20 protein-coding genes are annotated in these 26,466 nt (G+C 66.0%); 9 read left to right on the top strand and 11 right to left on the bottom strand.

Annotation, left to right across the window (positions count from 1 at the left end; translation table 11 throughout):
• Positions 1-5: 5 nt before the first annotated feature.
• Positions 6-968, bottom strand: a complete 963-nt coding sequence (locus tag Pla175_RS14680) for a DUF1559 family PulG-like putative transporter (protein WP_145292111.1) — start codon at positions 966-968, stop codon at positions 6-8.
• 388 nt (positions 969-1,356) lie between these two features.
• Between Pla175_RS14680 and tnpA the strand changes: the two genes are divergently transcribed.
• The 3 genes from tnpA (at position 1,357) to Pla175_RS27160 (ending at position 3,210) form a co-directional block, all read left to right on the top strand.
• A complete protein-coding gene (gene tnpA / locus Pla175_RS14675; protein ID WP_145280780.1) occupies positions 1,357-1,803 on the top strand; it encodes an IS200/IS605 family transposase in 447 nt (148 codons plus the stop codon).
• 466 nt (positions 1,804-2,269) lie between these two features.
• The gene (locus Pla175_RS14670; protein ID WP_145286409.1) at positions 2,270-2,692 is read left to right on the top strand and encodes a cytochrome c oxidase subunit 3; all 423 of its coding nucleotides are present in this window, start codon (positions 2,270-2,272) and stop codon (positions 2,690-2,692) included.
• Positions 2,693-2,769: 77 nt separating this feature from the next.
• Positions 2,770-3,210: an SCO family protein gene (locus Pla175_RS27160; RefSeq protein WP_145286405.1), complete on the top strand. Its 441-nt coding sequence runs from the start codon at positions 2,770-2,772 to the stop codon at positions 3,208-3,210.
• Here the strand turns inward: Pla175_RS27160 and Pla175_RS14660 are convergent.
• Positions 3,176-4,129, bottom strand: coding sequence for an IS5 family transposase (locus tag Pla175_RS14660; RefSeq protein WP_145286402.1), 954 nt, complete (start codon positions 4,127-4,129; stop codon positions 3,176-3,178). The genes Pla175_RS27160 and Pla175_RS14660 overlap by 35 nt on opposite strands.
• Positions 4,130-5,268: 1,139 nt before the next feature.
• Positions 5,269-6,177, bottom strand: a complete 909-nt coding sequence (locus Pla175_RS14655; RefSeq protein ID WP_145286399.1) for a helix-turn-helix domain-containing protein — start codon at positions 6,175-6,177, stop codon at positions 5,269-5,271.
• Positions 6,178-6,312: 135 nt separating this feature from the next.
• Here Pla175_RS14655 and Pla175_RS14650 point away from each other — a divergent pair, with 135 nt between their 5' ends.
• The 5 genes from Pla175_RS14650 to Pla175_RS14630 all read left to right on the top strand — a co-directional run bounded on the left by Pla175_RS14650 (position 6,313) and on the right by Pla175_RS14630 (position 14,183).
• Entirely contained in the window at positions 6,313-7,308 is a 996-nt protein-coding gene (locus Pla175_RS14650) for a phytanoyl-CoA dioxygenase family protein (RefSeq protein ID WP_197526846.1), read from the top strand.
• A gap of 92 nt (positions 7,309-7,400) precedes the next feature.
• Positions 7,401-8,681, top strand: a complete 1,281-nt coding sequence (locus Pla175_RS14645; protein WP_145286396.1) for a Gfo/Idh/MocA family protein — start codon at positions 7,401-7,403, stop codon at positions 8,679-8,681.
• A 228-nt stretch (positions 8,682-8,909) separates the two neighbouring features.
• Entirely contained in the window at positions 8,910-11,984 is a 3,075-nt protein-coding gene (locus Pla175_RS14640; RefSeq protein ID WP_197526845.1) for a PSD1 and planctomycete cytochrome C domain-containing protein, read from the top strand.
• 4 nt (positions 11,985-11,988) lie between these two features.
• On the top strand, positions 11,989-13,449 hold the full coding sequence (locus Pla175_RS14635) for a DUF1501 domain-containing protein (RefSeq protein ID WP_145286390.1): 1,461 nt from the start codon (positions 11,989-11,991) through the stop codon (positions 13,447-13,449).
• Between the two features lie 329 nt (positions 13,450-13,778).
• A complete protein-coding gene (locus tag Pla175_RS14630; RefSeq protein ID WP_145286384.1) occupies positions 13,779-14,183 on the top strand; it encodes a globin domain-containing protein in 405 nt (134 codons plus the stop codon).
• A gap of 552 nt (positions 14,184-14,735) precedes the next feature.
• Here the strand turns inward: Pla175_RS14630 and Pla175_RS14625 are convergent.
• Positions 14,736-16,196 carry a sulfatase gene (locus Pla175_RS14625; RefSeq protein WP_145286379.1) on the bottom strand — a complete coding sequence of 487 codons (1,461 nt, stop codon included), beginning with the start codon at positions 16,194-16,196 and terminating at the stop codon, positions 14,736-14,738.
• Between the two features lie 248 nt (positions 16,197-16,444).
• Between Pla175_RS14625 and Pla175_RS14620 the strand changes: the two genes are divergently transcribed.
• On the top strand, positions 16,445-16,798 hold the full coding sequence (locus tag Pla175_RS14620; protein WP_231953909.1) for a hypothetical protein: 354 nt from the start codon (positions 16,445-16,447) through the stop codon (positions 16,796-16,798).
• An 855-nt stretch (positions 16,799-17,653) separates the two neighbouring features.
• Here the strand turns inward: Pla175_RS14620 and Pla175_RS14615 are convergent.
• The 7 genes from Pla175_RS14615 to Pla175_RS14585 are packed head-to-tail and all read right to left on the bottom strand — an operon-like array spanning position 17,654 to position 26,433.
• Complete coding sequence (locus Pla175_RS14615) at positions 17,654-19,378, bottom strand: FAD-dependent oxidoreductase (RefSeq protein ID WP_145286373.1); 1,725 nt, start codon at positions 19,376-19,378, stop codon at positions 17,654-17,656.
• Between the two features lie 33 nt (positions 19,379-19,411).
• Positions 19,412-19,864 (bottom strand): hypothetical protein, encoded by a 453-nt coding sequence (locus Pla175_RS14610; RefSeq protein ID WP_145286370.1) that lies wholly within the window; start codon positions 19,862-19,864, stop codon positions 19,412-19,414.
• Positions 19,857-20,840: a DUF1559 domain-containing protein gene (locus Pla175_RS14605; RefSeq protein WP_145286365.1), complete on the bottom strand. Its 984-nt coding sequence runs from the start codon at positions 20,838-20,840 to the stop codon at positions 19,857-19,859. The genes Pla175_RS14610 and Pla175_RS14605 overlap by 8 nt, the downstream gene beginning before the upstream one ends.
• The gene (locus Pla175_RS14600) at positions 20,837-22,882 is read right to left on the bottom strand and encodes an FAD-dependent oxidoreductase (RefSeq protein WP_145286362.1); all 2,046 of its coding nucleotides are present in this window, start codon (positions 22,880-22,882) and stop codon (positions 20,837-20,839) included. The genes Pla175_RS14605 and Pla175_RS14600 overlap by 4 nt, the downstream gene beginning before the upstream one ends.
• Positions 22,879-24,681 (bottom strand): LamG domain-containing protein, encoded by a 1,803-nt coding sequence (locus tag Pla175_RS14595; RefSeq protein WP_145286359.1) that lies wholly within the window; start codon positions 24,679-24,681, stop codon positions 22,879-22,881. The genes Pla175_RS14600 and Pla175_RS14595 overlap by 4 nt, the downstream gene beginning before the upstream one ends.
• Positions 24,671-25,216, bottom strand: coding sequence for a sigma-70 family RNA polymerase sigma factor (locus Pla175_RS14590; RefSeq protein WP_145286355.1), 546 nt, complete (start codon positions 25,214-25,216; stop codon positions 24,671-24,673). The genes Pla175_RS14595 and Pla175_RS14590 overlap by 11 nt, the downstream gene beginning before the upstream one ends.
• 38 nt (positions 25,217-25,254) lie before the next feature.
• Positions 25,255-26,433, bottom strand: a complete 1,179-nt coding sequence (locus Pla175_RS14585) for a hypothetical protein (RefSeq protein WP_145286350.1) — start codon at positions 26,431-26,433, stop codon at positions 25,255-25,257.
• Between the last annotated feature and the right edge of the window lie 33 nt (positions 26,434-26,466).

The following is a 26,466-nucleotide window of genomic DNA, read 5'->3' as shown; positions in this document are numbered from 1 at the left end:
GCACGTCATTCGATCGCGGCGACCTCTCCGTCAGACCGCATGGAGAGCCGCTGCAACACCACCAGGTCGCCCGCGTTGCCATGCGACATGAGACGCACCGAACCGTCACACATCGCAAAGTTGGCGCCCCCGGGGTGGCCGCTCCCAAAATTAGTCTTCCGCGCGTCCAGACCGATGACCGAACGCTTCGAGTTGATTGGCCAGGCCGTGTCGCCCAGGACGTCCTGCCCGGAGTTGTAGTTGGTCCAGGCCCAGCCGCGGTAGTCGGCTAGCGGCGTCCCGGAGCCCCAGCTTGAGTCAAAGCTGTAACGCTCGCCAGCGAAGACCGTGTGCGAGAGGCCGTCGGTGATCATGCGGGAACTGGTCCGGCTATTGTAGTGCATCACCCCGTCAAAAGAAGCCTGGAACACCGGCCACGCCTTCGTTCCCGCGTTGGCGAAGTAGCTGTTGATGCCGAAGTAATAGTTGTTGTAGTTGACGGTGCGAGACTCGATCTCGTCGGACGGGCAAACAAAACCTTCGATCTGGGTCGCCCCGGGCGAAGCAGGGCCCGTGCAGTACGCGTACTCCCGCTGGCTCAAGTCCAGGCGTGAGAAGAGGGACCCTTCTTCGCAGTAGGGCATCAGCCACGTCAGCCAAGAACCCCACTTGCCCGGGATCGCCTGGGGGGGGCAGCTGGCGGCCGAGCCGCCGGGGCAGCTCGAAGGAAAAATGGCGCCCGACCCGCTCCCGACCGGCACGCAGATGCCCGGCGGGAATTCCTTCTTTGAGTCGTGGTAATTGAGCCCCGCCAACGCCAGCTGCTTGAGCCGATTCACGCACTGGGTACGCCGCGCCGCCTCGCGGGCCGACTGGACCGCCGGCAGCACCAGGGCCACTAGGATCCCAATGATCGCGATCACGACCAGCAATTCGACGAGCGTGAAGCCTCTGCGGTCGCCGGCGGCAGCTGAAGAATTCTGCATCATGCGGAAGGCTCTGAGGGTCGCGGGGATTGACCGGTAGTCTACGGTAGTACTGCCGATGCGACAACGCGCGGGGTGGTGGGGATGAGCACCGGGGGCGCGCCGCAGGTCGGCCTCCCGCCCGGCTCCAAGCACTTTGGGCGTCGACCGTGCTCTGCACGGCAACACCCTGCTCGATGAGAAGCTCGGTCGCCGCGACCTCGGTCCCCGTGGAAGCGGGGAGCGGCGCTCAGCGGCGCCGCATCGCGGGGGCGGGTTTCACGGGTCGATTCCGGCCCGCTACTGTTAGGAGTGAACGACCCGGCTTGGCCCGTTCCAGCGGTCATTGTCCCTGCGATGGGTCTGAAACCCTCGCCTTCAGGCGAAGCCTTTAGGTTCATATATTGGGTGGATGGAGAACTACCGCACGGGTGCGCATAGCCGCTATGACATCAAGTATCACTTCGTGTGGGTGACGAAGTACCGGAAGCAGGTCCTTTCGGGTGCAGTAGGCACACGGGTTCGGGACTTGGTGCGTGAGGTCTGCCGGACCAATGACATCGAGATTCTGCAGGGGTCGGTGTCGCTCGATCACGTGCACGTATTGCTGTCGTGCCCGCCGACACTCTCGCCGAGCAAGATTATGCAGTCCATCAAGGGGAAGACGTCGCGGAAGCTGATGATGGAGTTCAAGCACATTGAGAGGCGGTTCTGGGGTCGGCATCTGTGGGCGCGGGGCTACTTCGTGGCGACCAGCGGTAACGTGACCGACGAGGCTATCGCGGCGTACATCCGCGGGCAGGACGGCGCCGAACCAAGCGATGGTGACGACCGATTCCAAGTTACCCCACCATCGTGAGTTGAGGACTTCAGTCCGAATCTCACGGAACGTCCAAACCCACCGGCTTCAGCCGGTGGTAGTTTAGTTGCGAACCGCATTGCGGGCCGCAGTTCTGCCGTATTCCAATGGCAGAACGCTCGGCTCTGAACCCTTGGACCTCATGCCGCGAGCGCTGGGGGCATCGACGCGATGAAGCGATTACCACTTCCTTGCTAAAGACGCGACGCCATCCTTGCGACGTGCGCCTGCCAGCCGCGGGGCTGCCCCCGGTGCGCCGGACAGTTTCCAGAGGGTAGTCGCCCTCTTGCTGCCGCCGGCCCTCGAAGGGGAAGTAAGGTGACTCAATCGGTCCTGTCGATGATCGACCACGCGGTGCTGCTTCACCCAGCGCATTCATCAGCTGTGGCCAACGCTCCTGCCTGCGAAGGTCTTCGATGATGCGAGCGTAGGTTACCTGGGCGCGGCGAGTGCGCGGCTGGAAGAGGTGCGCACCCAACTGCTCGCTGCCGATTCGTCCGATATCGTTCGTCAGCGATTGGAGGTCGTCGATCGCATTAGGAGCGAGCAGCTCATGCCTGTTGAGGCGGCGGTCCGCGGCCAACCCGATGCCGATGATCGTGCGATTGCAATTGATGACCTGGCCGCGGAGATGGCTTCGTTGAATGTACGTCACCGCTGGCCGAGCCTTCCCGTTGTCCTTTCGGGCGGTTACACGTGGGCCAGTATTTACTACCTGCTCACCGGCGCCCACGCGGCCCACCTCGCGGTGGGACTCATTATGATCGCATGTTTCCTGACGATTCGACTCGACTCGCAGCGGCGCGTCGGCCTTTCGAACGTCGCCAATTACTGGCACTTCGTAGACGGCGTGTGGTTGATCATGTTCTTTCTCATCTACGTCATTTGAAACAAGCAGCGGATAGGGCTTACCACTTGTAGGGACGGGTAAAGCAGGCGCCACCAAAGCAGGAGAGTGCAATCAATATGAGAAGCAATCAAAGCCCTCAATCGCGGGAGACGATCTCTCAAGGAAGCGTGACGCCTCTTGTGCTGTCAGCGCTAACGTTGTGTATCGCCTGCTACTTCGGCTTTCGATGGTGGCAGATAGAATCGCGGGGGTGGACGCCCGTAGACTCCATCGGCGTGCTAGATTCCGGACCTCCGCTTAGAGACTTTGAAGTGACCGAGCGAGAAGGCGTGCCTCTTCGGTCGCAGGAGCTGCGTGGGAAGGTGTGGGTAGCCAGCTTCTTTTTCACAGGATGCCCGGGGGCGTGCGCCCAGCTGAATCAGCGGATCAAGGACCTTCACAACGACGGGGCGCTGCAAGACGTGACGTGGGTAAGTATTACCTGTGACCCCGAGAACGATAAGGTCGGTGAGGCCTTGTTGACTAACCCCATGCGAACAACGGCATGCCAAAGGTGACGAATACGTTGAGCAGTTTGCATCGGAGTGCGACCTCGGTCGCCTGATTGGGGAGCGTCCGGTTCTTCAGGCGGTCGCCGAAGTTGGTTTTGAATCGAAACATGGCGGTCTCGGCTAGGCTGCGTCGGTGGTAGCCGATCGATTCTTTCCACGCTTTCTTGCCGTCGCGGCGGATCTGCCGAAGGCACTCGTCGCGCTCCAGCGGCTCGGCCGACGCGTTGCCGTGCTGCTTGATCTTGGCGTTCTTGCGCGGCGGGATCACTTGGTGGATCGACTCCCCTTGGAGGTAGTTACGCACTTTCCACTGGTCGTAGGCGCCGTCGCCGTAAAACGTCTGGACTTCGGCTTCGACTTGCTCCAACAGCGGCTCGACCGCATCGCCGTCGTGGGTGTCGGCGCCCGTCACGACCTGGGCGACGATGGTGTGGGTGGCCGGATCGACGGCCAGGTGAACCTTCCGCCAAGTGCGACGCTTGCCGACCCCGTGCTTCTTCACTTTCCACTCCCCCTCGCCGTAGACCTTGAGCCCCGTGCTGTCGACCACCACGTCGATCGGGCCCTTGGTCTCACGCACGTCGATCGAGACCCCCAGCTTGGCCGCTCGCTTCTGCAGCGAGGTGTAGTCGGGGATCGCCACCTCGGCCTGCATCAGCTTCGCGAGAGCCCGGCCGAAGCCTTCCGTCTGCCGGTACGGCAAGCGGAATAGCTCACGGATCATCAGCAGCGTTTCGACCGCCACATCGCTATAGAGGAACGGCCGGCCGACCTTCTTCCGGTCGTTCTCGTGCTCCCAGGCGTCGATCACCGCGTCATCAAACCAGAAGGTGATGTCGCCCCGCCTTACCAACGACTCGTTGTAGTCCCGCCAGTTCGTTACCTTGTAGGCGAGCTTCCTCGGCTTGCTAGCAGGCTGCGTCATAGTTCGCTCCGTCGGTCTGAATAGAAGGAACTCCGTCCGGAACCGATCTACGCAGCGTTTCTAGCGATTGTTCGACAAGGCCGGTCGGTGATCTAAATCGGTACGCCGACTCGTATGATGCAGACGCTCATCGATGGCTTTTTTGCCGAGGCGAGCTTGACTACATAAAGAGGGTGGGGCTTGGCATGGGGGTAGCGGTGCATCACCAAAGTCATAACACCTATGTGATAGTGGTCGACAAGCAGGGCGATGTCCGAGGTGTTTTCGACGCCGTCGGTGATGATCTGCAGGTGAAAAGGCTCAAGAAGCGGCTGGTCGAGTTGGTCGATGAGCCGTATGGGGCGTAGAACCCCCGGCGGCAAGGCCCTTGGTCTTGATGTTGATGCTCGTGCGAAAAAGTTGTGAGTGTGTGCACGGCGGTAGGGTCGAGGATGTCTCGGGATGAATGGTTTACATGGGCTTTGCCGGGCTTCGAGCGCCGTGCTGGTTGGCGCCCGCGTAGCAGCGGTTGTAGCTCTTACGTCCTTGCCTGCGGAAGCGTGTCCCAGTTGCAAGGAGGCGGTAGCACTCAACAGTGGGCAAGGCGGGGCGCTGGCTTCCGGCTATTTGGCCAGTATTCTCCTGTTACTCGGCATGCCTGTCGTGATTTGCGGCGTGCTTGGTTGCCTAGTGTGGGTAGCCAAACGGGCCGATGAGGGGACGCATGAACGTTCCTGAGAATTCCGCTCCGCCTGCTTGCGAGCGCGGTTGCCAACGGGTTTGGCAGGCTGTGTCGGGCAAGGTTGAGAGACTCGAACACAACCCTCCAAATCGACCGCAAACCCCTGCAGAGCAAGGCTCCGGCGAGGCTGTGTTAGGGGTTCTAAGATAGTCGGCGCCTGCGGCTGGAGGTCTACCGATAGGTGTTCGGATGGGGGCTGCCATTGGCGTCGAGAATTGGGCCCCCTTAAGGCAAGGCAGCGGCGGTGGGAGGGGCATGCGAAGAGTGCAGCGCTCTAGGGAGCTATTGTCAGAACCCGACGGGGCGGCAACAAAGGCTGTTCGGTCCGGCGTCTATCGACAGAGTTCCGCGGGTCTTGAATTGTTTCACCCACGCTGAAAATTTCGCGTCGCTCCGTTAGCGACGCCCTCCTGAAACTCTAGCGGCTGCCTCGGCTGCGGCGGTGCTCGCGCGGCGTGGCGCCCAGCGCCCGGCGGAAGCGGCGGTTGAAATGGGAAAGATTGGTGAACCCGGCCTGAATGGCCACCTGGGCGATCGATAGGTCTGTTTGCACCAGCATCCGCTGCGCCTGGTCGATTCGGACCTCGTTGAGGAACGCAACCATGCTGCGGCCCGTGTAGCGGCGGAAGTAGCGGCAGAGCGTGGTGCGCGACAGGCCGACCGCCTCGGCCACGTCGTCTACGCTCAGCGGCTCCTCGAAGTGGTCGACGAGCAACGCGATGGCGCGTGAGATCGTGTCGGAGTGGGGGGCGTGCAGGCCCAGCGTGAACGGCTTGCTGCTCAGGCTGTGGGCGCGCGGCCGGGCGACGCGCAGCTGCTCCAGGACCCCCATCAGCTCGGCCAGCCGCCCCAGCGGGGAGAGGGCGGGCATCCGCGCGAGACGCTGGCCGATGACGGCCGAGTCCTGTTTCGAGAACAGCAGACCGTGCCGCGCCCCCTCCCAGAGGGGCCGCAGCGCGGACTGCTCGGGGAAGGCTGCGAGCGTTGAGCGCGGCCCGGCCTCAAACTGCACGCTGCTGCCCGACGACGCGTCGAGCCCGCTCCAGTAGTGGGGCAAATCGCCGCCGATCAGCACCAACTCGGGAGGGTCGACGGCGCCGATGTGGTCGCCACAAAACCGCACCCCTTGCCCGGTCTGCACCAAGGTCAGCTCGAACGCCTTGTGCGCATGCCAACGATTGCCGCTGCCGACGATGGCGGCCGACCGATGCGGGCCGGTGCAGACCCGGATGCCCGCCAACGACTTCTCCCACCGTAGCAGCCGCAACGACTGCCCGGGCGGGGTTTCGATGGTTTCTCGATAGACCGGCATGACCGATAGGATCAAGCGATGATGAACGTCGGTGAGCCGTCGAATCCAACCCACCCGCTGCGGCACTTCTACCAATGACCCAGCCGAAATGACCAAAAAGTGCAGCGGATCGCCTGCGCCTATTGGTCAGGGGTCATCGCGGCTCGGCCGATGCCCCTTGGTCCAATAGTACCAGAAACCGGGTCGATCCGCGGAGACCGGCGGGCCCGTGGCGGCTACAACGGAGGGAGCCTGAGCGGATCGGCCGCCCAGGGGGCATGCTTCTTCGACGGGACGCAGGGACGGATGACGACGATCGACAAACAGGTCCCCGCCGGACAGGTTCAGGGGGATGAGTACCGGCTCACCCCCGAGCAGATAGCCGCGTTCCACGAGGACGGCTACGTGGTGCTGGACGACGTGGTCAGCGAGGCCGAGCTGGCGCCGCTCGAGTCGTTGTACGACGCGTTCATCCGCGGGGAGGTAGCGGGCATGAACCGCGACTTCTGCGACATGAGCGGGCCGTACGACCGCAAGTTCGAAGACTTCGAGCTGGTGAACGCGGTGCTCCCCCGCGGGTACCGGGGCGAGCTCAAGGGGAACGTCTACGAGCGGCGGGCCGCCTCGATCTCCCGGCAATTGCTGGGCGGCGACGCGACGCTGGACTACGACCAGTTCCTGGCGAAGCGCCCCAAGAGGTCGGGGGCCAAGTTTGCTTGGCACCAAGACCTGGGGTACTGGCCGTCGACCCCCCACTTGAACACGCTGACGGCCACCTGTTCGTTGGCGCTCGACGACGCGGACAGCGACAACGGCTGCCTGCTGGTCGTTCCGGGCTCGCACCGCGAGCCGGCCCTACGCCCGCACCGCCCGGTGTTCACCGGCAAGGCGGGGGACGGCGCCCGCGACACGGGGCACACGCTCTCGATCGAGCTGACCGACGACGACCGCGTGGTGACGCTGCCGGTGAAGCGCGGATCGGTGAGCGTCCACAACGAGCGGATCATCCACGGCTCTCCCGGGAACGATTCGGAGCGTTGGCGGCGGACGTACATCGTGGCGTTCCGCCCGCGGGCGACCGTCGACTACGAGCGCAGCATCGGCTTCACCCATTCGCACAACGACATGATCCAGTGGCAGACCTGCCTCGAAGCGCTCGAGGCATGACGGGTCCATCCACGCGTGCTCAGTGACGACGTGTTGAATGCTCCACCGGGCCTGCCCCCTTTTCCTTCTCCTCGTCTTGACCGAGAGTCGCCATGCACACCAATGACCTGGATCGGGCCGGAAACCGGCGGGAGTTCTTGAGGCGGGCCGCCGCGATCGCGGGCGCCGCGGCGGCCGTCCCGGCGACCCGGCTGTGGGCCGGCGCCCCTAGCGACCGGCTAGGGGTGGCGTGCGTGGGGACCGGGGGCATGGGGGGCATGCACCTCGACTGGTTGGCGCAGCAGCCCGACGTGCGCGTGGTGGCGGTGTGCGACGTCGACGCCGGCCACCTCAAGGGCGCGTCCGCCCGGTTCCCCGACGCGCTGGCCAGCGGCGACTTCCGCGAGGTGGTCGGCCGGCCCGACGTCGACGTGGTGTTTGTCGCCACCCCCGACCACTGGCACGCGCTGGTCGGCATCGCCGCGGCCCGCGCAGGCAAGCACCTCTACTGCGAGAAGCCGCTGACCAACTCGATAGGCGAGGGGCGTGCGTTGTGCAAAGCGGTCGCAGACGCGGGGGTGGTGCTGCAGACCGGGTCGATGGAGCGGTCGAACCCCGGCGCCTCGGCCGCCAAGCAGCTAGTCGACCAGGGACGGCTCGGCGAGGTCCACACGGTGCGGATCCACCTGCCGAACCTCGACGCGCACCTGCAAGAAGTAGAGCACTTCACCACCCCCCCGCCGGACGCCGATCCCCCCGCGGGGCTGGACTACGACTTCTGGCTGGGGCACACCCCCGTGTCCCCCTACAATGAGAAGCGCTGCCACTTCTTCTGGCGGTTCCACCGCCGCTACGGGGGCGGAGAGATCACCGACCGCGGCGCCCACGTCATCGACCTGGCGCACATGATCCTGGGGCTCGACGCCACGGGCCCGACCCGCGTCGAGGCGACCGGCACGCCGCCGCGTGGCGGCTTCTACGACGCGTTCATCACGTTCAACTTCGAGAACCACTACCCCACCGGCATGAAGATGGTGGGGGACAACTCCGCGCCACGCGGGCTGACGCTGGAAGGGACCGAGGGAAAACTGTTCGTCGCCGTTCACGGCTGCGGGCTCTCGGCGGAGCCGCCGTCTCTGCTCCAAGGCGTGGAGCTCCCGCGGGTCGACCCGTACGCGGTGCACCGACGGGGGTTTCTCGACGCGGTCCGCGGGGGCCGGCCGGTGGCCGCCGGCGCCGAGGCGGGGCACCGCACCGCGAGCGCGTGCCACCTGATCAACCTAGCGATGGTCACGGGGAAACCGTTCGCCTGGGACCCGGCGACGGAGCTTTCCGATAGCGACGCGGTGAACGCCCTGTTGAGCCCGTCGATGCGCTCGCCGTGGCGACTCTAGCGGGCCGCGGTCGGCTCCTGTGGGCGAGCGGACCGCGTGGGCCAGCATCTGGCATGCGTCGCGCCCGCCGATCCGCCATCTAACGTGGTCAAACGCCCGTGGCCGAGGCTGCCGGTCGACTCTAGGCTATGATTTAGATAACCCTGTCTCGTGCTTCCCTGCCGCTTGTCACGAGTCATCATGCAGGCCGGCTTGCTGCGATCCTCCTCGACTCTGCCACGATCCACCATGCGATTTCGCCGGCTGCTGCTTTGCGTGGCGCTTGTTTTGGGTCCCCAAGCAGCGCTGGGCGTCGATTTTCAGCGCGAGGTGTTGCCGCTGCTTTCCGATCGCTGCTTCCGGTGCCATGGGCCCGACGCCTACGCCCGGCAGGCGGGCCTGCGGTTGGACGACCGCGGTGCGGCGATCGCGCACGGGGCGATCACGCCCGGAGATACGGACGCGAGTTCTCTGGTCGAGCGCGTGTTCGCCGATGACGAGCGTGTCATGCCCCCCCGAGAAGCCAAGCAGAAGCTGTCGCCCTCTGAGCGAGAGGTTCTAAGGAAATGGATCGCGGAAGGGGCGGCCTACCAGAAGCACTGGGCGTTTGTCGACCCACAGCGCGTGGCGCCCGCGGAGGTCCGCCTGAAGCGTTGGCCTGCCGGGGAAATCGATCGGTTTGTGCTGGCCCGTATGGAGGCCCAGGGGCTCTCGCCCAACGACCCGGCCGACCCTTACACCCTGGTTCGGCGGCTGCACCTCGATCTTACGGGCCTGCCCCCTTCGGCCGAGCAGGTGCGGGCGTTTGTCGCCGATGCGTCGCCCAACGCCTACGGGCGGCTGGTGGACCGACTGCTGCAGAGCCCCCACTTTGGCGAGCGGATGGCCCTCGACTGGCTCGACTGTGTGCGCTACGCCGACACCAACGGCTTCTCGATCGACGGCGGACGGCACCTGTGGTTGTGGCGCGACTGGGTCATCCACGCGTTCAATACCAACCTGCCGTACGACCGGTTCCTCACCGAGCAGCTCGCCGGCGACCTGCTGGACGACCCCACTCCGGCGCAGCTCATCGCTACCGGCATGCAGAGGAACAACATGGTGACGCACGAAGGAGGAACCATCCCGGCGGAAAACCTCGCCAATTACAACGCCGATCGCGTGAAGACCCTCGGCGAGGCGGTCATGGGTTTGACGCTCGGCTGCGCCCAGTGCCACGACCACAAGTACGACCCGATTACCCAGCGGGACTATTATCGGCTGTTCGCCTTCTTTAATACGATCAGCGATCAGGGCCTGGACGGCGACGGTGGCGTCAATCCGCGCCCCTACTTCCGAGCGAAGACGGTCTTGCAAACGGGAGAAGAAGACTCCTTGCGACGTGAGATTGCCCGCCTTGAGGAGAAGCTGGCCAACCCAATCGAGGGTGAGGTCTCCGCCTGGGAGGCCCGGCAGCAGGCCGTTCTGGAAGAACGCGGCGCCGGGCTGTCGGTCCATCCGACCCGCGCGCTCGCCATCAGCACGCCCAATGCGAGCAGCGGTTTCGAGATCGAGGGTGAACGGACGGTTCGCATCGGTTCGGCGCCCGGGTTTGCCGCCTACGACGTGTTGCTCGGGCTGCCGGCGATCGCCGAGCCGGTCACCGGGCTCCGCGTGCGTTTTCTTCCCGACGACCGCAACGACGGGATGCTTGGCCACGGCAGGCTAGACGAGGGAGACGCCGCCAAGACGTTCACAGTGACCGCGCTATCAATGAGCGCAGACCGGGTCCCCGGCGACCAAGTAAACCTCCACCGCTTGATCGTCGCCCAACAGGTGACGGCCAGCAGTTGGCGCGAAGGCTACCGGCCGGAGAATGTCCTCGATCCGCGCTACCAGAACGGCTGGTCGCCCCAGATCATCGCGGGTGAGCCGCAGCACCTGACGTACACCTTCGATCGCCCCGTCGGCGCGACCGACACGCCCTACCTGACCGTGCAGCTCAATTTTGGCGCCGGCGGCAACCGGGTCGCCGGCAAGATGCAGCTCGATGTCATCACGGGCGTTGACGACGGCAGCAGCCTGCCGCCCGAGCTGATCGCCACGCTCAACACGCCGCCGCACCTGCGCGGCGCGGAGCAGCAGCAGGGGGTGGCGGAGTACTTCGCACAGCATGCGCCGGCGACGCGCCCCACGCGGATCGCGCTAGAAAACGCCCGCGAGCGGCTCGGCGTGCTGACGGAAGAGTTCTCCACCATGATCATGGCCGAGGCCGAGCAGCCCCGGGCGACCCACGTGCTCGAACGCGGCAGCTACGCGCAGCCGGGCGAGCAAGTAACCCCGGGCGTCCCCGAGGCGTTGCCCGCGTTCGGCCCGGAGCTGCCGGACAACCGGCTGGGCCTCGCCCGGTGGCTGGTGGCGCCGGGTCATCCGCTAACCGCCCGGGTGGCCGTCAACCGAGTGTGGAAGCAGTTCTTCGGCGCCGGCCTGGTCCGCACGCCGGCCGACTTCGGGCTGCAGGGATCCTATCCGACCCACCAGGAACTGCTCGATTGGCTGGCGGTCGATTTCGTGGAGAGCGGCTGGGACGTCAAACGCCTGGTCCGCAACATCGTGAGCTCTGCCGCGTACCGCCAGAGCTCTATTGCCAGTGAGGAGCTTCAGACGCGGGACCCACTGAACGAGTTGCTGGCCCGTGGACCACGCTTCCGGCTGCAGGCCGAGCTGGTCCGCGACCTGGCGCTGGCCACGAGCGGCCTGTTGTCACACCGGCTCGGCGGGCCGAGCGTGAATCCGTACGCGCCGGGCGATTTGTGGCGGGAGGTGAGCCACTACGGGAGCACGCCCGCCACCGCACAGACGTTCGTTCAAGACCACGGCGAGAAGCTGTACCGCCGATCGCTCTACACGTACTGGAAACGGACCGTCCCGCCGCCGAACCTGGCGGCGTTCGACGCCCCCAGCCGAGAGACCTGTGTTGTCGATCGGCCGACGACCAACACACCGCTCCAGGCCCTGGTGCTGCTGAACGACCCGCAGTTCGTCGAGGCGGCTCGGGCGTTTGCGGAGCAGATGATCGCCAGCGACCCGAGCGACGACGCTCGCCTGCGGTGGGGCATGTTGGCTTGTGTGTCTCGGCCCGCGAGCGAAGCAGAGGTCGCGATCCTGTCCCAGACTCTCGGGCGGGAACGGGTGCGATACGCTGGCGATCCTACCGCGGCCCAAGCGCTGCTCTGGGTCGGCGAGTCGCCCCGCACTCCGTCGATCGAGCGGGCCGAGCACGCCGCTTGGACCCAGGTAGCCTCGCTCATGCTGAACCTCAGCGAAGCGGTTACACGGAACTAATGCCATGCCAGCCGACCCACTCGACCAACACGCGCAGCAGGCGACGCGGCGAGCGTTCCTGGGAGACGCCGCTCGGGGAGTCGGCGCGATGGCGCTGGGGACGATGCTGGCCGCCGACGAGGCGTCGGCGTACTGCGTGGCGGCGTCGGTCGTCCCGCACGTGGCGCCGCGCGCCAAGCGGGTGGTGTGCTTGTTGCAGTCGGGCGGGATGTCGCAGGTCGACCTGTTCGACCACAAGCCGACGCTGACCAGGTTCCACGGAACCGAGTTGCCGGCGGGCGTCAGGGGCGATCAGCGCTTGACCGGGATGACGAGCGGCCAATCGTCGTACCCCGTGACTCAGCCCATGGCGCCCGGCAAGTATTGCGGCGCGCACCAGACCTGGATCAGCAACCTGCTGCCCCACACCCAAGGGATCGCCGACAGGATCGCCATCATCAAGTCGATGCACACCGAGGCGATCAACCACGACCCGGCCGTCACGTTCGTCAACACCGGGAACCAGCAGCCCGGCTACCCCAGCATGGGCGCGTGGATCAGCTACGGGCTGGGGAGCGGCAACCGCGACCTGCCGACGTTTATCACGATGACCTCGCAGGGCTCCGGCAAGAACCCGGGGCAACCGATCTTCTCCCGGCTCTGGGGGAGCGGGTTCTTGCCCTCGACGCATCAGGGGGTGGGGCTGCGGCCCGGCGCCAACCCGGTGCTCTATCTCAGCAACCCCCCCGGCGTGTCCCGCGGCCAGCGGCGGGCGCTGCTGGACGACCTGGAGAGGATGAACCACCTCGCCGCCCAGCGTACCGCCGACGCCGAGACGCTCGCTCGCATCGACGCGTACGAGATGGCGTTTCGTATGCAGATGTCCGTTCCGGAACTGACCGACCTGAGCGGAGAGTCGGCGGCGACGATCGAGAGCTACGGTCCGGACGCGGCCCGACCCGGAAGCTACGCCGCGAACTGCCTGCTCGCGCGCAGGCTGCTGGAAAGAGGCGTCCGGTTCGTGCAGTTGTTCCACCGGGGCTGGGACCAGCACATCGCGCTCGCCCGCCAGCTTCCCCGCCAGTGCCAGGACATCGACCAGCCGACGGCCGCCCTGGTCAACGACCTCGATCAACGCGGCCTGCTGGACGACACGCTGGTGCTGTTCGCCACGGAGTTTGGGCGCACGGTCTTCTCGCAGGGCGCGTTCGACAGCCCGGGCGCGGGCCGCGACCACCATGGCCGGTGTTTCACGATCTGGATGGCGGGCGGCGGCGTGCGTGGCGGGCTGGAGTACGGCCGGACCGACGACTTTAGCTACAACATCGTCGACAAGCCGGTGCACCTACGCGACATGCACGCGACGCTCCTGCACTGCCTGGGCATCGACTTCCAGAGGTTCACGTACCGATTCCGCGGGCTGGACGTGGGGCTCACCGGTGTCGAGCCGGCCCACGTGGTGAAGGACCTCCTTTTAAACGCGTAGTCTTGCACGCGGATACGAGGGCCGCTTCCCAATCGCCGAGACCGATCCATCTCCGGCAACTTGGCCGGAGCCGCTTCTGAACGAAGTGATGTCCACCGACGTGACGTTGGCTAGGCTGGCATCCGCTGCGAGTGATGCAAATACAGCGGATCTCGGCCGCCAGACCTCACCGGGAAGGCCGCTAATCTGCACGCTTGAATTGACGCCGAAATGCCGCTACCGTGCGTTTGGTCATCGGCAGTGGCCCGTCCTCCTCCTAGGCCTTCCGCGGCTGATACGGTACGCTTGCTCCCTTTGGCTGATCGGCATTGAACCCCATCGGTCGGACCATGTATGCAAAAGACGTGTTTGCACTGAGCTTGGACCGATGTCTTCAGTCCGAACGCTTCGTGCGGGCCTTCTACCAGCGTCTGCTCGCTTCTAGCGACGAGATCGCGGCAAAGTTTCGCTTTACCGACATGGACCGCCAGCGGGGCATGCTCGAATCGTCTTTGAAGCTCTGCGGGGACGCTGTCGCGGGCACCCCCGAAGGCCTTGCCCAGCTCACTGAGACTGGCCGCAGCCACGATCGGTTTCACAGAGACGTCAAGCCTGAATGGTACCCGCTCTGGCTAGACGCAATTGTCGCAACGGCCGCAGATTTTGACCCGAAATGGTCGCCCGAAGTCGAGCAGGCTTGGCGCACCGTGCTGGGCTTCGTGACCGCTCGGATTGCTTCCTTCTATGACGCCTAAATCCGCCACAGCCTTGGTAGCGCGCATCCCGCAGTTGATTCTTCAACAGTGCAGCCGCGCTAGCTTCTCGGCAGAAGAAAGTGGCGTCGTGCTGGGCGCAGTATCGCGTCAGACACGTGGCCGAGGTTGGACACCCACTACCTCAACGGCCGCCCTCAAGAACTCGCCGCGGTGCGGCTCTCCTCCTTCGGGCTGCCGACCGGCTAGCCGACCGAAGTCGCATCATCCGGGGCGGTTTGCCGGCTCCGCCAACTCGCAGCGGTGTCCCAACTTGGCCGAGACCTCCTCAGGAAGCTCGAGGCGCCCAGCCGTCGAAGATGCTGCAACCTCGTTCGGCTCGCCAGCGACCGGGACGACCCAGGCGCGTTACGCCACTGCGAGATTGGCGTTTGCCGAAACTTGCCTAGTGGCTGCCGTCTAGACAGCCCTAACGCCCAACAGTTCAGGGATGCGGGCGCCCGGCGGCAAGCCCTCGGTAGGCGCCGTGAGGGACGCTCGGACGAGCGGCAAGCCGTCGGGATTGCTTTGACTGCTTTGCGAAGAACTGCTGCATCACTCAGCCAGCAACCGACTCGCCAGTTGACGGGTCAGACGTCGGACGACGCCTGCTCTCTCTTCGGCCACATTCTTCGTCTCGCCCTCGGGCGTGGTGTGGTCGTAAAGCTCGCAATAGCCGTCGTGGTGGAGCACCAAGCGGCGCCTGTTCGTACGTATCGTCTCCGCGTTGGGACTGTAGCTCACCGCGGGACTCCCTGCCGATGTTGGGTCTTCTAAAATAGGTGTTAACGACGCTCCGTGGACGAACCCGGGCATCGGCAACCGGGCTAGCTCGCACAGCGTGGGGAATAGATCGATGGATTCTACAATCGCGTCGGTCGACTCTCCCGGCCTGGGCAGGCCGGGGTAGGCGACGATCAACGGCGAACGGAGCGACTCCTCAAACAGGGCGTGCTTGCCCCAGATGGCGTGCTCCCCCAGATGCCAACCGTGGTCTCCCCAGAGGACAATAAGCGTCTCGTCTGCCGAGCCCGTCCGTTCGAGCGCGTCCAGCAAGCGTCCCACCTGCGCGTCGGCGTACGACACGCACGCCGCGTAGTGCTTTCGCACGGCGACAGCGAACTGGGCGTCGGTGTTCGGGTCACGACCGTCTCGGTCGTACTGCATGAACTCGCCCGAGCGGTGCCAGGTGGTCCGCCCCGGTGGCTTGCTCGGGTGCGGCGTCGCCGGTAGCTCGACGTCGGCATACCGAGCGAGGTACTCGGCCGGCGCTCCGAAAGGCAGGTGTGGACGCAGCACCCCGACCGCCAAGAAGAATGGCTGTTCGTCGGTCGCGAGCCTTTCCAGACGAGCTAAGGCTTCGTCGATCGCGATCCCGTCCGGGTAGATCGAGTCTGGGCCCTCGACCGACTGCATGACGTCCATCTCAACACCGCCCCCCGGCTTCGCTTCGCCACGAATCTCGCCATGGGCGAGCCCGTGCATCCATCCGCGGGGGTCTTTCCACGGTCCGGACGGGGCGACGCAAGCGTCCCAAGCGTCGGGCATCTCGGACTTTGATGGGTCGTTCCAGCGGTCCCCTCCCTTGCCGCCCGGGTGATGCGACACCTTGCCGACCGCAACCGTCGTGTAGCCGTGCTTGCGAAACCACGCCGGCATCGACGGTGAAACCGACCCCGGCTCCTCGGCCGACCGCGCTGCGCGTTCGAACAAGGCAGAGTTGGTGCGTCCGCCATACCGGCCGGTCAATAACGCTGCCCGCGACGCCCCGCAAGTGGGCGCCTGGACATAGTGTCGGTGGAAGACCCGCCCGCGGGCGGCGAGCCGATCGATATTCGGTGAGTGGATATAGTCAACGCCGTAGCAGCCGAGCTCAGGCCGCAGGTCATCCACGCAGATCAGCAGAACGTTCGGCCTGCGGTCGGCGGCATCGACGGCAGGGGCGACCCCTGTCGCCGATAAGAACAACCCAGCGGCCGAGAGCAGAGTGAGAGAGAACAGATTGCGATGGATCATTGCCACCCTCGTGTTAATTTATCTGACAGAACTATCTTACTCACCGACCACGGTCACCGCGGAAACTCCAAGTGCCTGAGCATCGCTTAGGCCCCCCAAAGCGTAGATCGACGCAGCGTTGTGATTCGCTCTAAAGCTGGGCAGGTCTGGTGCGTAGGGAGTACCCCTCTGGATAACAGAATGTCCACCGCGAGACCGCGTCGGCTTCGTTGTTTTCGTCGGTTTCGGTAGGTTCGAAACTCGCAGAGGTGGACCTACGTCCCGCAGAGGGGCGAGTCGCCGATCCCCTGCAAGCCCCCTGGGCTTCCCGGGTGAAGGCCTCGAGTTTGCCGTTGTGGGCGTACCCCACCACCGCGTCGTCGCTTGCCGACACGCCGAGCCCGACGCTCTCGTACTGGCCGCCGGCCGGGTCCCCCACCCTGCATGCCCCCGGGGGCGCCCCACCTGAACGCCTCGACGCCAGCGGCGCTGTGGCTGGTCCCCACTACGACGGCGCCACGTTTACCATCAACGTCGGCGGCCAGGTTCCTGAACCGGCATCGCTAGGGATGCGGACCGCCTGCGCGGCGCTGGCGATCGCGGCGGACCGACGCGCTGCGTAGCGTGTCGGGGCCATCGCGCGGCGCCCCGGCGATGGAGGAGCCTTGCCAGATGCTGCTACGCGAATCCCCCGCGTCGGCGGAGACGCACGAGACCGTGGCCGTGATGCCCCAAGTGGGCTCCCGCCGAACCTGTCGTCTCGATGCTAAGGGAGAAGGGCAAGCGGCGACCCCGCAAGCCCGAGAGTACCGATGCGAGGCACAGGTGCGGGCTCCAAGGGGGAGAAGCTCTACCAGTGGGCGTGCCGGCCGTTCGGTCACCTTGCCGAAGCGGGCTTCCAGAAGTGCAGTCTGGTGCGCGAGTGGCTCAGCGATCCGGCCGATCGGGCATGCTTTCTTACACGCGTTTCAAAGGGCAAGCTGCTGAAGACGCTCGTCGCGATTGCCGGATCGCGGTCGGCAATTGGAGAGCGCTTCCAGCAGGCAGAGTGGCAGACCGGACGAGTACGGGGTGCGGAGCTTGGACGACTGGCGCCGTCACATCACGCTCTCGAAGTTCGCCCACGCGCTGCTTGGTCGTCCCGAGAACGGAGGCCAACCCTCCTCGAAAGAGGCGCCATCCGAGCGAGCAGATCCCGCTGACGGTCCCCGAGGTCCGCCGCCTGCTGCTGCAGGTCGCCTGGCCCGCCACACACAGCGCGGAGGCCTCTCTCCAGCCATCCGGTTGGCCGCGTCACCAAGCCGAAGCTACCACCGGGCCAGAGGACTTCCAACGCCTAAGTGGATCGCAACGGTCGTGCCAAAGTGCCGAGGCCACATCCTCCCCGAAACACTCACTAAAGCTGACGCCCACCACGCCGCTACCGGCAACGCGACGTCCCTTCAATTTACGGTCGCGTCTGGTGGTTTCTGGGTTGGCTACTTTGCAAGTTTTGCACCCTCGGTGGGAGACCTGGCCCCGCGAGGGTGCGCGGGCCTTGCTTGTTTCTTTGCATAGCTTAGCACCTGTCCATCGGCGACGAGCCGGGACTTGAGCCGCTGGTAATCGACTTCCTGCACCCCGCAGTCGTCGTCTAGCGCAAGCGCCGCGGCGGTTGCGGCGGATTGCCCCAGGACCATAAACACCGGCTCCATGCGGATCGAACCGTAGGCGATGTGGCTGGCGGAGAGGCATACCGGCGCCAGCAGGTTCTTGCACTCCTCTTCCCTAGGCGTCAGCGCGCCGTAGGCGATTCCGTACGGCGGCACGTGAACGCCGATGTCGCCTTCGTTCTGCACTTTGCCGTTCTCGTCGACGTAGCGCTGCACGTTGTGGGAGTCGAGCGTGTAGGAGCCCATGCCGACGGGCTCCGGCACGGGCCGTGCCCCGGTCACGTCGTGCTCGGTCATGACGTACCGCCCGACCATCCGTCTGGCTTCTCGGATGTAGAGCTGCGAGCTCCAGCCCTCTTGTTCGGGGAACTCGTCTTTGGCGAGCCCCCATTGCCGTGCTTGGGAGCGGATGTCTTCCGGGACGCGCGGGTCGTGCGACACGAAGTAGAGCAGCCCCTGCTGGTAGTCGCGGTGCTCGGCCAGCATCTCGGCGCGGCGTTGGTAGGTCGCCTCGGGGTACTCGTAGTTGAACCCGATGTTGTCCATGCTAAACGGGCCGTGGTTGTTGACGTCGGTCTTCCGGTTGGGGATCGGGTCGTACTTGTGGAAGAAGCCCCGCCATCCGGTCTCGAAGACGCGTAGCAACAACTCGTACTGGCCCGGGTCGTACCGGGCGGGCCTCTCGATCGGCAGGCGGTTCTCTGGGTGGTCCGTCAGGCACAGGCGGTAGCAGTAGGCCTGGATGCGATGATCTCCCTCGCCGTTGGCGCCCGGCGGATCGCTGCAGATCCGCGGCAGCAGGCCGCTCGAAGGATCGCCCGGGATGCGGTGCGCGTCGACGGGGCTGGCCAGCACGGCGAAGTTGTGGGGGTGGTGGATCGCGTCGCGCTGGACGCCGTTGTGCGGCTCGTCATACGCGGCGCTGCTCTCGCGACCCACGTGGCAGCGTACGCCGGCCGCGGCGATGAGGTCGCCCTCGTACGACGCGTCGATGAACACCCCAGCCGAGTAGCGCGATCCGGCCAACGTGGCGATGCTTTGGATCCGGCCGTTGCTGAGCGAGACGCCGACGCCGGGCGTGCGGTCGAGCCACTCGTCGCGGTAGACCTGGACGCCGTGCTCGGCCACCAGGTCCTCGAAGACCTGTGCGGCCACGCGCGGTTCGAAGACCCACATGGTTTGGGTGCTGCGTTCGATCGCGGCGACCCCCTGGCCGCGGTTGTTGAACGCGTCGCGTGGCTGCCACCGCCACGCAGAGTCGTCTTGGTAGTGCCGCCAGACGCGGTGATAGAACTCGCGGGCCACCCCGCCGATCACGGCAACGCTGCCGGCGTCGGTAAAGCCGAGGCCGCCGCTCGACATGCCCCCGAGCCGCTGTTCCGGGCAGACCAGGGCCACGGTCTTCCCCATCCGTTTTGCCTGAACGGCGGCCGCGACCCCGGCGCTGGTCCCGCCGTAAACGACGATGTCGCTCTCGACCTCTCGGGCGTCCGCCGCCGTGATGGCGCACGCCAATACGAGCAGGAGCAGGGCTCTCGCGGGACTAACCATGGGTGTGACGGCTCCGGCTTACTTCGGCTGCGGCTATTTGCGGCTGCTCAAGGCGAGTGTTAGGTCGCGGACCCCGTCGGGCCCGACGTCGACGGTGAGCCCGCTTGAGGTCGCCCGGCTGTAGCGGAGTGGGATCAGCGACCTGCCCAACAGAAAGCCCTCTTCCGGGCCCTTAGCCGCGGACGCCTTGCTGGGGTCATGACCCTCGTAGCACAGCACGCTCACCCTGTAGGCGCCAAACGGCACGCCGTCTCCCGGCTCAAAAGTAGACAGGGAGAACGCGCCGCCGGCCCCGATGAGCCCTTGTGCGACCTGGCCCTTCAACGGGTGCAGCATCACAAGGCCGAACTCCAGCGGCTTGCCATCGAGCGTTACCGTCCCCTCGACGGGCGCCATCTCGGGCCCGGCGCCGCAGCCCAGGGTTGCGGCGATCAACGCGGCCGCGGGGAGCCACGCTACGCGGGCGATCCATCCTGTCTTAGCCATCCGTCTCTGCCCCGTTGACCGTTGCTCGTGCGTGGTAGACCACCGCGTCGATGTCGTCGGCAACGACGACGACACTCCCGTCGATGTTCGAGAATAGAGCGACGCCGGGGTGGTAGCTGCTCATGGGCATGCGGTTCCAACCGTGCAGCGATCGCGTAAGCCCGGTGCTGTTGGGCGTGTACTCAAGCTCTTTGAAGGAGTACACCAGCGGGATCGATCCTATCCCCGCTTGATAGCCGCTCAGGTACCAGGGGCGGACGTTGCCCGGTGGGTCGGCGCAGCTGGCGCCCAGCGCGCAGTCTCGGTGAACAAACTCGCCGGTCAGGAAGGTCTTGCTGAGGCCGTCGGTAATCTCCCGTTCTGCACGCTGGTGACCAATGATCTTGGTCCCCACCTGCTTGAGTGCGAACGCCCCGTTGTTGGGGTACTCGCCTCCGACCAGCAGTGTGGGGTCGTTGCTTGTGATGGCGCCGCCGCTCCCCGCGTAGGTCGTAAGGGCGCCGATCTGAGAGGGCGTGCCGTCGGTGATGACGATCGTGTCGGGCCAACTCGGGCAGACGTAGGCCTTTACCACGGCGTCCCTGGCCGGGTCGAGGAAGGCGTTCGAGGGGTCGTTGTTGTCGTACTGGATCAGGTCGTGAGTGATCCCTTCTTCCATGAACGGCAGCAGCTCGGTGAACAGTCCCCGCTTGATGAAGGTGCCCTTCTCACGCAGGTAGCCCGGCGGCAACAGCCCGCCGTGGGTCGACATGTGGTTCTGCGCGGCTAGGCCCTGCTGCTTGAGGTTATTCAGGCACTGCGAACGCCGAGCCGCCTCGCGCGCCGACTGGACCGCGGGCAAGAGCATTGCGACCAGCACGCCGATGATGGCGATCACGACCAGCAGCTCGACTAGGGTAAAGCCGCGATGGCGCCCGACCGGGCGGCGTAGCGACACGGCGGCGGCAGGCCGACCGCCAATCAGAGTCGTTGTCATTGCGTCAGTCTCGTTGGATGAGTGGCGGCTTTGGCGTCGCTCGTTTGGACGGCTTGGGCGGCCGATCGCCCGTTGCTGGACGAGGTGGTGATCGCGCGGGCGACGGCTCGAACCAGCGCGCCGCGGGTTCTTGCTCTCAAGACGTCGTTGTGGGCGCCCTCTGGCGAAGCCGCCAGGCCTGCCTCTTCTAGACGCCCGAACGCGATCCTGGCGGCCTCTTCCGAAACCTTCGCGGTTTCTCGGAAGCGGTCGTCCTCGACCTCGTAAACTTCGTACAGGCTGGCAAGCTGAATCGCCTTCCACAGCTCGACGCCGTGGGGGACGTCCTCGTGGCGACGCAGCGAGAGGGTGCTGCCCGCATTGAGCAGTTCGTTCTGCACCACGATCGGAGGAACGTCGCGCGGCTGCACGCCCCTCTGGACCGCGATGGCCGCGATCGCGCCGGCTGCCTGCCCGGTAAGCATCGTCACGGGTTGGAGCCGGGTAGCGCCGCTGGCCAACCGCGACTGAGACAGGTTCTTCTCTGCCGGCATAAAGCCATCAACACGTTCGGGGATGAACGCCTCGAACGGCGCCTGGAAAGGCCCGTAGCCCCACTGGATCCACCGCTCCGGGAGGTCGATCTGCTCGTCGAGGTCCAGCTCGACCTGCCGACCACGGTCGCGGCCCTCGCCGTGCACATCGACCGGGTAATCGCCGATCGCGACGGCGGTCGGGAAGTGGACCGGCGCGAACGGCTTCTTGCGTCGGAGCTGGGTCGCTGTCAACGTGTCGGCCCCGACGATCCGCCGGCTCTCCCGCACGTAGGGCATCACGGGGAAGTGGCGCAGGACCTCACGGTACGGCGCCAGGTCGGGACGCCGCTTCACGAGTGCGTCGACGCGCTCGCGGTTGTAGGGGCTGTCGTAGCCGACGTCATTGGCGACCGACCAGTCTATGACCCCCATCACGTGCCGGGCGTAGTAGAGCACGGCGAGCGTCCGCTGGAGCGCCCGGGCCTCGGCCCCGGCGCGGCTCTGCGGGTCTTCGATGTCGCCGACCTGAAACGGTTGGTCATTGCAGGCGAGGTTGACGTGCGTGCGGGTCAGGGATCGTCCCGAGCCGTTGTGGGCACTGAAGGGGCTGGTGGAGTCCGGCATGCCCCGGTACTTCAGCATGCGCTCCCAATTCCACGGATGCCTGCTGGAGCCGTCTCCTTCAAGAGACACGATCGGGCTGATCGGGGCCGGGTCGTAGCCGGGGGGGGGCGTGTTCACCTGCAGGTCGGTCGGCACGCCGCCGGGGTACTGCTTGATGACCGCCGTCCACGTGATCGGCTGGACCGGGTGGTCGGCCAGCTCGTCGAGAGCGTCGCGGGTCGACAATAGGGTCCCCACCCGGTACGCCGCGCCGGCCATGGGAATCAGGTCGCCGTACTCGGTGGCGTCGATAACCACCTGCGAGGAAACGGTCCGCCTTGTGGTCTCGCCCTTTGCGTGGAGCTCAAACTCGACTCCCGTCACCGTGTGGCCGTCGCGGACAAGCCCCGTCACGTCGGCCCGTAGCAGCACGTCCAGCGTGGCGTGCGAGCCCCCCGCCAACGGGGTGAGCCGGGTGTCTGCGATCATCTGGTAGAGGATCCGCTGGGCGACGTTGGGCTCGACGGCGAAGTGGTCTTCGCTGACGGCGCAGGTGTCGTTCGATTTTCCGATCGCCTTGTAGAAGGCGGACGTCCGCCGCCAGAACTCGCCGTAGACCCCGCGTTCGCGGAGGTGGTCGCGGGGCGGGTAGCCCTCGTCCATGCTGGTCACCCCCGCCGCCGACATCTGACCGCCGATCCAGTCGGTCGCTTCAAGCAGCAGCACTGAGGCGCCAAGCCGGGCCGCCTGCATCGCCGCGGCCACCCCGCCGGTGCCGGCGCCCACCACCACCACGTCGTAGCGGTCCGGCGTGGCGCCGGGCCGCGCCTGAGCGGCTGAGGCGCGCTCGGCGACCGCGCCCACGAGGACCGCGCACACGGCTAGGCTTTGTGTCGCCGCCAAAAGATAGGTAGTCGTTCTCATCGTCCGGCTCCTACACTGGGGTCGGCGTCTTTTCCGGCGGGCGCGAGAGTCGTTTCAACCCCCAGCATCCGCTCCGCAATCTCTTGCTCGGTCAACGCGTGATCGTAGAACGCAAGCTCGTCGAGCTCACCGACAAACGGGCGGACCGAACCAAAAGAAAAGAGCTGGCCTACGACGATCGACAGCCCCTCGGGGAGGGTCGTCGAGTCGCTCTCTTCGCAGACGAGCTTCCCGTCCAGGTACAGCCGCAACGCGTCGCTCGACTTGACCGCCGCGAGGTGCTGCCAGTCGTTGAGACGGTAGGGCGTCTTCGAGAAACAAGCGACGCCGGAGAGGAGCTCGCCGGGGGGGCTGCGGTGGAGGAAGCGGACCGCCTTCGGGCTGGTCTCCACCCCCTCGAGCGACGGAGGGACCGGAGAGGCCGGCGACGCCGAGTGGGTTTCGATAATCAACCCGTGCCGCTCGACCGCCCCGCGCTGGTCCGTGGCGTGCTCGACCAACGACGCCACGGCGCCGCGGTGGTAGTGGCGGGGCTTAAACCAGAACTCAACGGAATAGTCCGTCCCCGCGATCTCGTCGAGGGGCGCCGCGGAGACGAAGCAGCCCCGGTTCTTGCGGACCGTAAAGGAAACGAAGCTGTTGCCGGGGCCACGCACCACGTCGACCCCTTCGCCGATCAACTGCAGCGGGTGGTTCCCCCCCGAGTCGTCGGCCACGGTCCCCGAATCGATCGAATCGAAACGCCAGTAGGCGATCGGCCGCGACCGCAGGACCGTGTCGGCGTAACCCGACGAGAGGTCGAGGCGCCCATCATCCATCCGCGCCTCGAAATCGAACGCGTCGGGCCGGACGGCGACCTCAAGCAGACAGATCTCGGAGTGGGCGTCGCGCCGCAGTCGGAACGCGTTCCCCGCTGTCAGAGTCACTGCGGAGAGGTCGTCGGACAGGGGCCGCACCAGGGTGTCTCCCTCGAACGCGTGCACTACGGCCTCCTCGCCAAACGCGTCGACGCCGATCATCGCGCCGGCCGGCGCCCAGAGCTCCGCCAGCGGGACGCGGATACGCCAGGGACCGTTGGGCACGTGCCGCGTCACCAAGCCGCCGTACTTGAGGACCGGGCTGCCCGAGGCGTCGATCTCGAGCGCCGCGGGGCCTTTCAGCAGGACCGAGGCGCCGTTCTCGAACTCGATCTCGGCCACCCCGTCGAACAACGCCACCGAGGCGCCGGCCCGGAGCGACGCGCCGGCCCACATCGGCGTGCCGGCGCGTGATTCGAGCACGTAGCTGGTGTTGCGAACCAGCGTCGCTATCGGAGGAAGCGGCTCTGAGTCAACCGCCAAAAGCCCGTCCCCCGGAGGCCCGGTGATGAAGTCAACCGGTTGGTCCGCGGGCGGATGCATCAGCAGCACCGCGGCGGCTATGCCGGCTACGAAAGCGGCCGCGGCGCCAAGCCTGGCCCTCCAAGTTTTGCCGTGATCGCGCGGGCCGCTGGCGACCGGGCCCCTCGGAGCCGTGCTCACGAGACCGAGGCTCGCGCGATCCAGCGGCGTCGTCCCCTGCTCGGCCATGGGGTCCGGAGCGGACGACCCGTCCGGCACGGCAACGCCGGGGCCTTGCGCGACCGACTCCCACTCCAGGTCCGCCAGGTGGATCAGCCCGGTCACGACCTGCTCGCAGGCGGCGGGTTGCTCGCACACCAACTTGTCGAGTGCGGCGTACTGCTCGGGGGCCGCATCGCCCGCCGACATCTTGATGAGCGTTGCGAGCAGTTCCTCGTCCGGAGCGCGGTCAGCTTCCATTGCGGGCTCCTGCGAGGGTCTGCTGGATGCACGTCATCAACCAGTGGTGCGTGCGGGCGAGGGAACGGTAGACGGACGATGCCGACTGGCCCAGCTCTTCGGCGATCGTCGCGGGGCTGCGGTCGTGAAAGTAGCGTTGGTCGATCAGCCGCCGAGACGCCGGCGCTAGTTTCTCTAAGCACCCCGCCAGCGCCTCCAGGCGCCGCGGCGAGTCGTCCGTGCGGGCGTTGAAGGCCGCATCAAGGGCGCTGAGCGCGTCGTCCGAGAGCAACGTGCCCCGCCCGGTACGCTCTCTCAGCTTCTTGACTTCGTAGAACGCGATCTGACGGCCCCAGGCGAAGAAGCTGGTGTCGGCACGGTAGGTGTCCAGCTTTCTCCACATGACGAGGCTCGTGCTCTGATAGACGTCGTCCGCGTCGTGGCGGTTGGGGGTTTGGGTGCGGATGTAGGCGTAGAGCTGCCGCGAGTTGCGGGCGAACTCCGTGATGAATGTGTCGTGCGGCGTCGATCGCTCTTCGGCGTTCTGCTGTGTCATCGCTTGGCCGCCATCCTTGTGAAGCCGTACGCCATGGATTAGTCGCCCTGCGGGGCGCGGCGCCCGCAGAGCAGCCCGGCCAGGCCCAACAGCAAGGCCGCGGCCCCCGCGGGCTCGGGCACCGTAGCGGGCGCCGCCACGGCCAGGCCCGTCGTCTCAAAGTTCGCTACCCACACGTCGTAGTCGGCTTGCACGTAGCCGACGCCTAGCCGGTCGCGCCACGCGGTGTAGTCGGCGGCGTCTACGTGTCCGTCTTCGTTGAAATCACCCGGCTTGGTGGGGACTGCGTCTTCCCAAGTGGTCGCCAGCCTGGGCTCGTCGAAGCTCGCCGCACGCGAGTAGTCGATCCCCGTGAACGTCAGGTGCGTAAGGTCGGCGTTGGTGCTCAGGGCGAAGGTGCGTAGCTCGATGGGGGTGATCGACAACGACGCGGCCGCCTCGGACGTGACGACCCCCGGGTCCTGCCAGATGGTCAGCTTGGAGTTGCCGCTTGGGTTGGTGGGGTCGTCGTTGAACTCAAGCTTGACAATCGTGCGACGCAAGAACGGCGACCCTTCTGCGTCGTTCTGCACGATATCGTCCAAAATGATGTCGTCCTGCACGGCGCCGGACGAGCCGACGTGCCGGATCACGTAGTCGGTGCCCGCGGCGCCGTCCCCGGCCGGGCCGATCAAGAAGCCGCGTAGGTCGGCGCCGCCGATCAGGTTGGCGTCGGTGAGCGCGGGGGTGGCCCCCGTGTTGGTGAACCCGATCCCCACAAAGCCGTCGAGGTCGACGTCGTCCGTCAGCACCTGCGACATCATGGAGAAGTAGTAGGTGTCGCTCGGCGTGTAGGCCGAGAGCTCGCGTTGAACACGGCGTTGGAGGTTGTCGACCCCTGAAAAGCGTGCGCGCTCACCCTCGTGGTAGAACAAGTTCGCGGCCAGACCGTTTGCAGTCGCCGTCCACTGAGCAACACCCAAGGAGCCCGAAGTCACGTTACCGGACCACGCCCCCGTAAACCCCGCAACCGTGGGGTCCTGACCGCCGCCGTTGGCGGTTCCCCGACGGAGCTGATTCACTGAGGTCGTGATGTTGTACTCGCCCAGCAGCGGGTCGCCCGGCACGGCGGCGAGGAAGTGGTCGGTTGCAATGAGCACCGCCGACGCGTCGCCGGCTGGGAGTGCCGAGAGCAGCAACACCGCGGCGGCGACGCGGGATCTTGAAAGGATATTCATAGACGTGTCCCCTCGGTGAGGCGGGATTACGGG

The sequence above is a fragment of the Pirellulimonas nuda genome, from assembly GCF_007750855.1.
GTDB lineage: Bacteria > Planctomycetota > Planctomycetia > Pirellulales > Lacipirellulaceae > Pirellulimonas > Pirellulimonas nuda.
The sequence above is the reverse complement of the archived record's forward strand: the minus strand, read 5'-3'. Positions and strand labels throughout refer to the sequence as shown.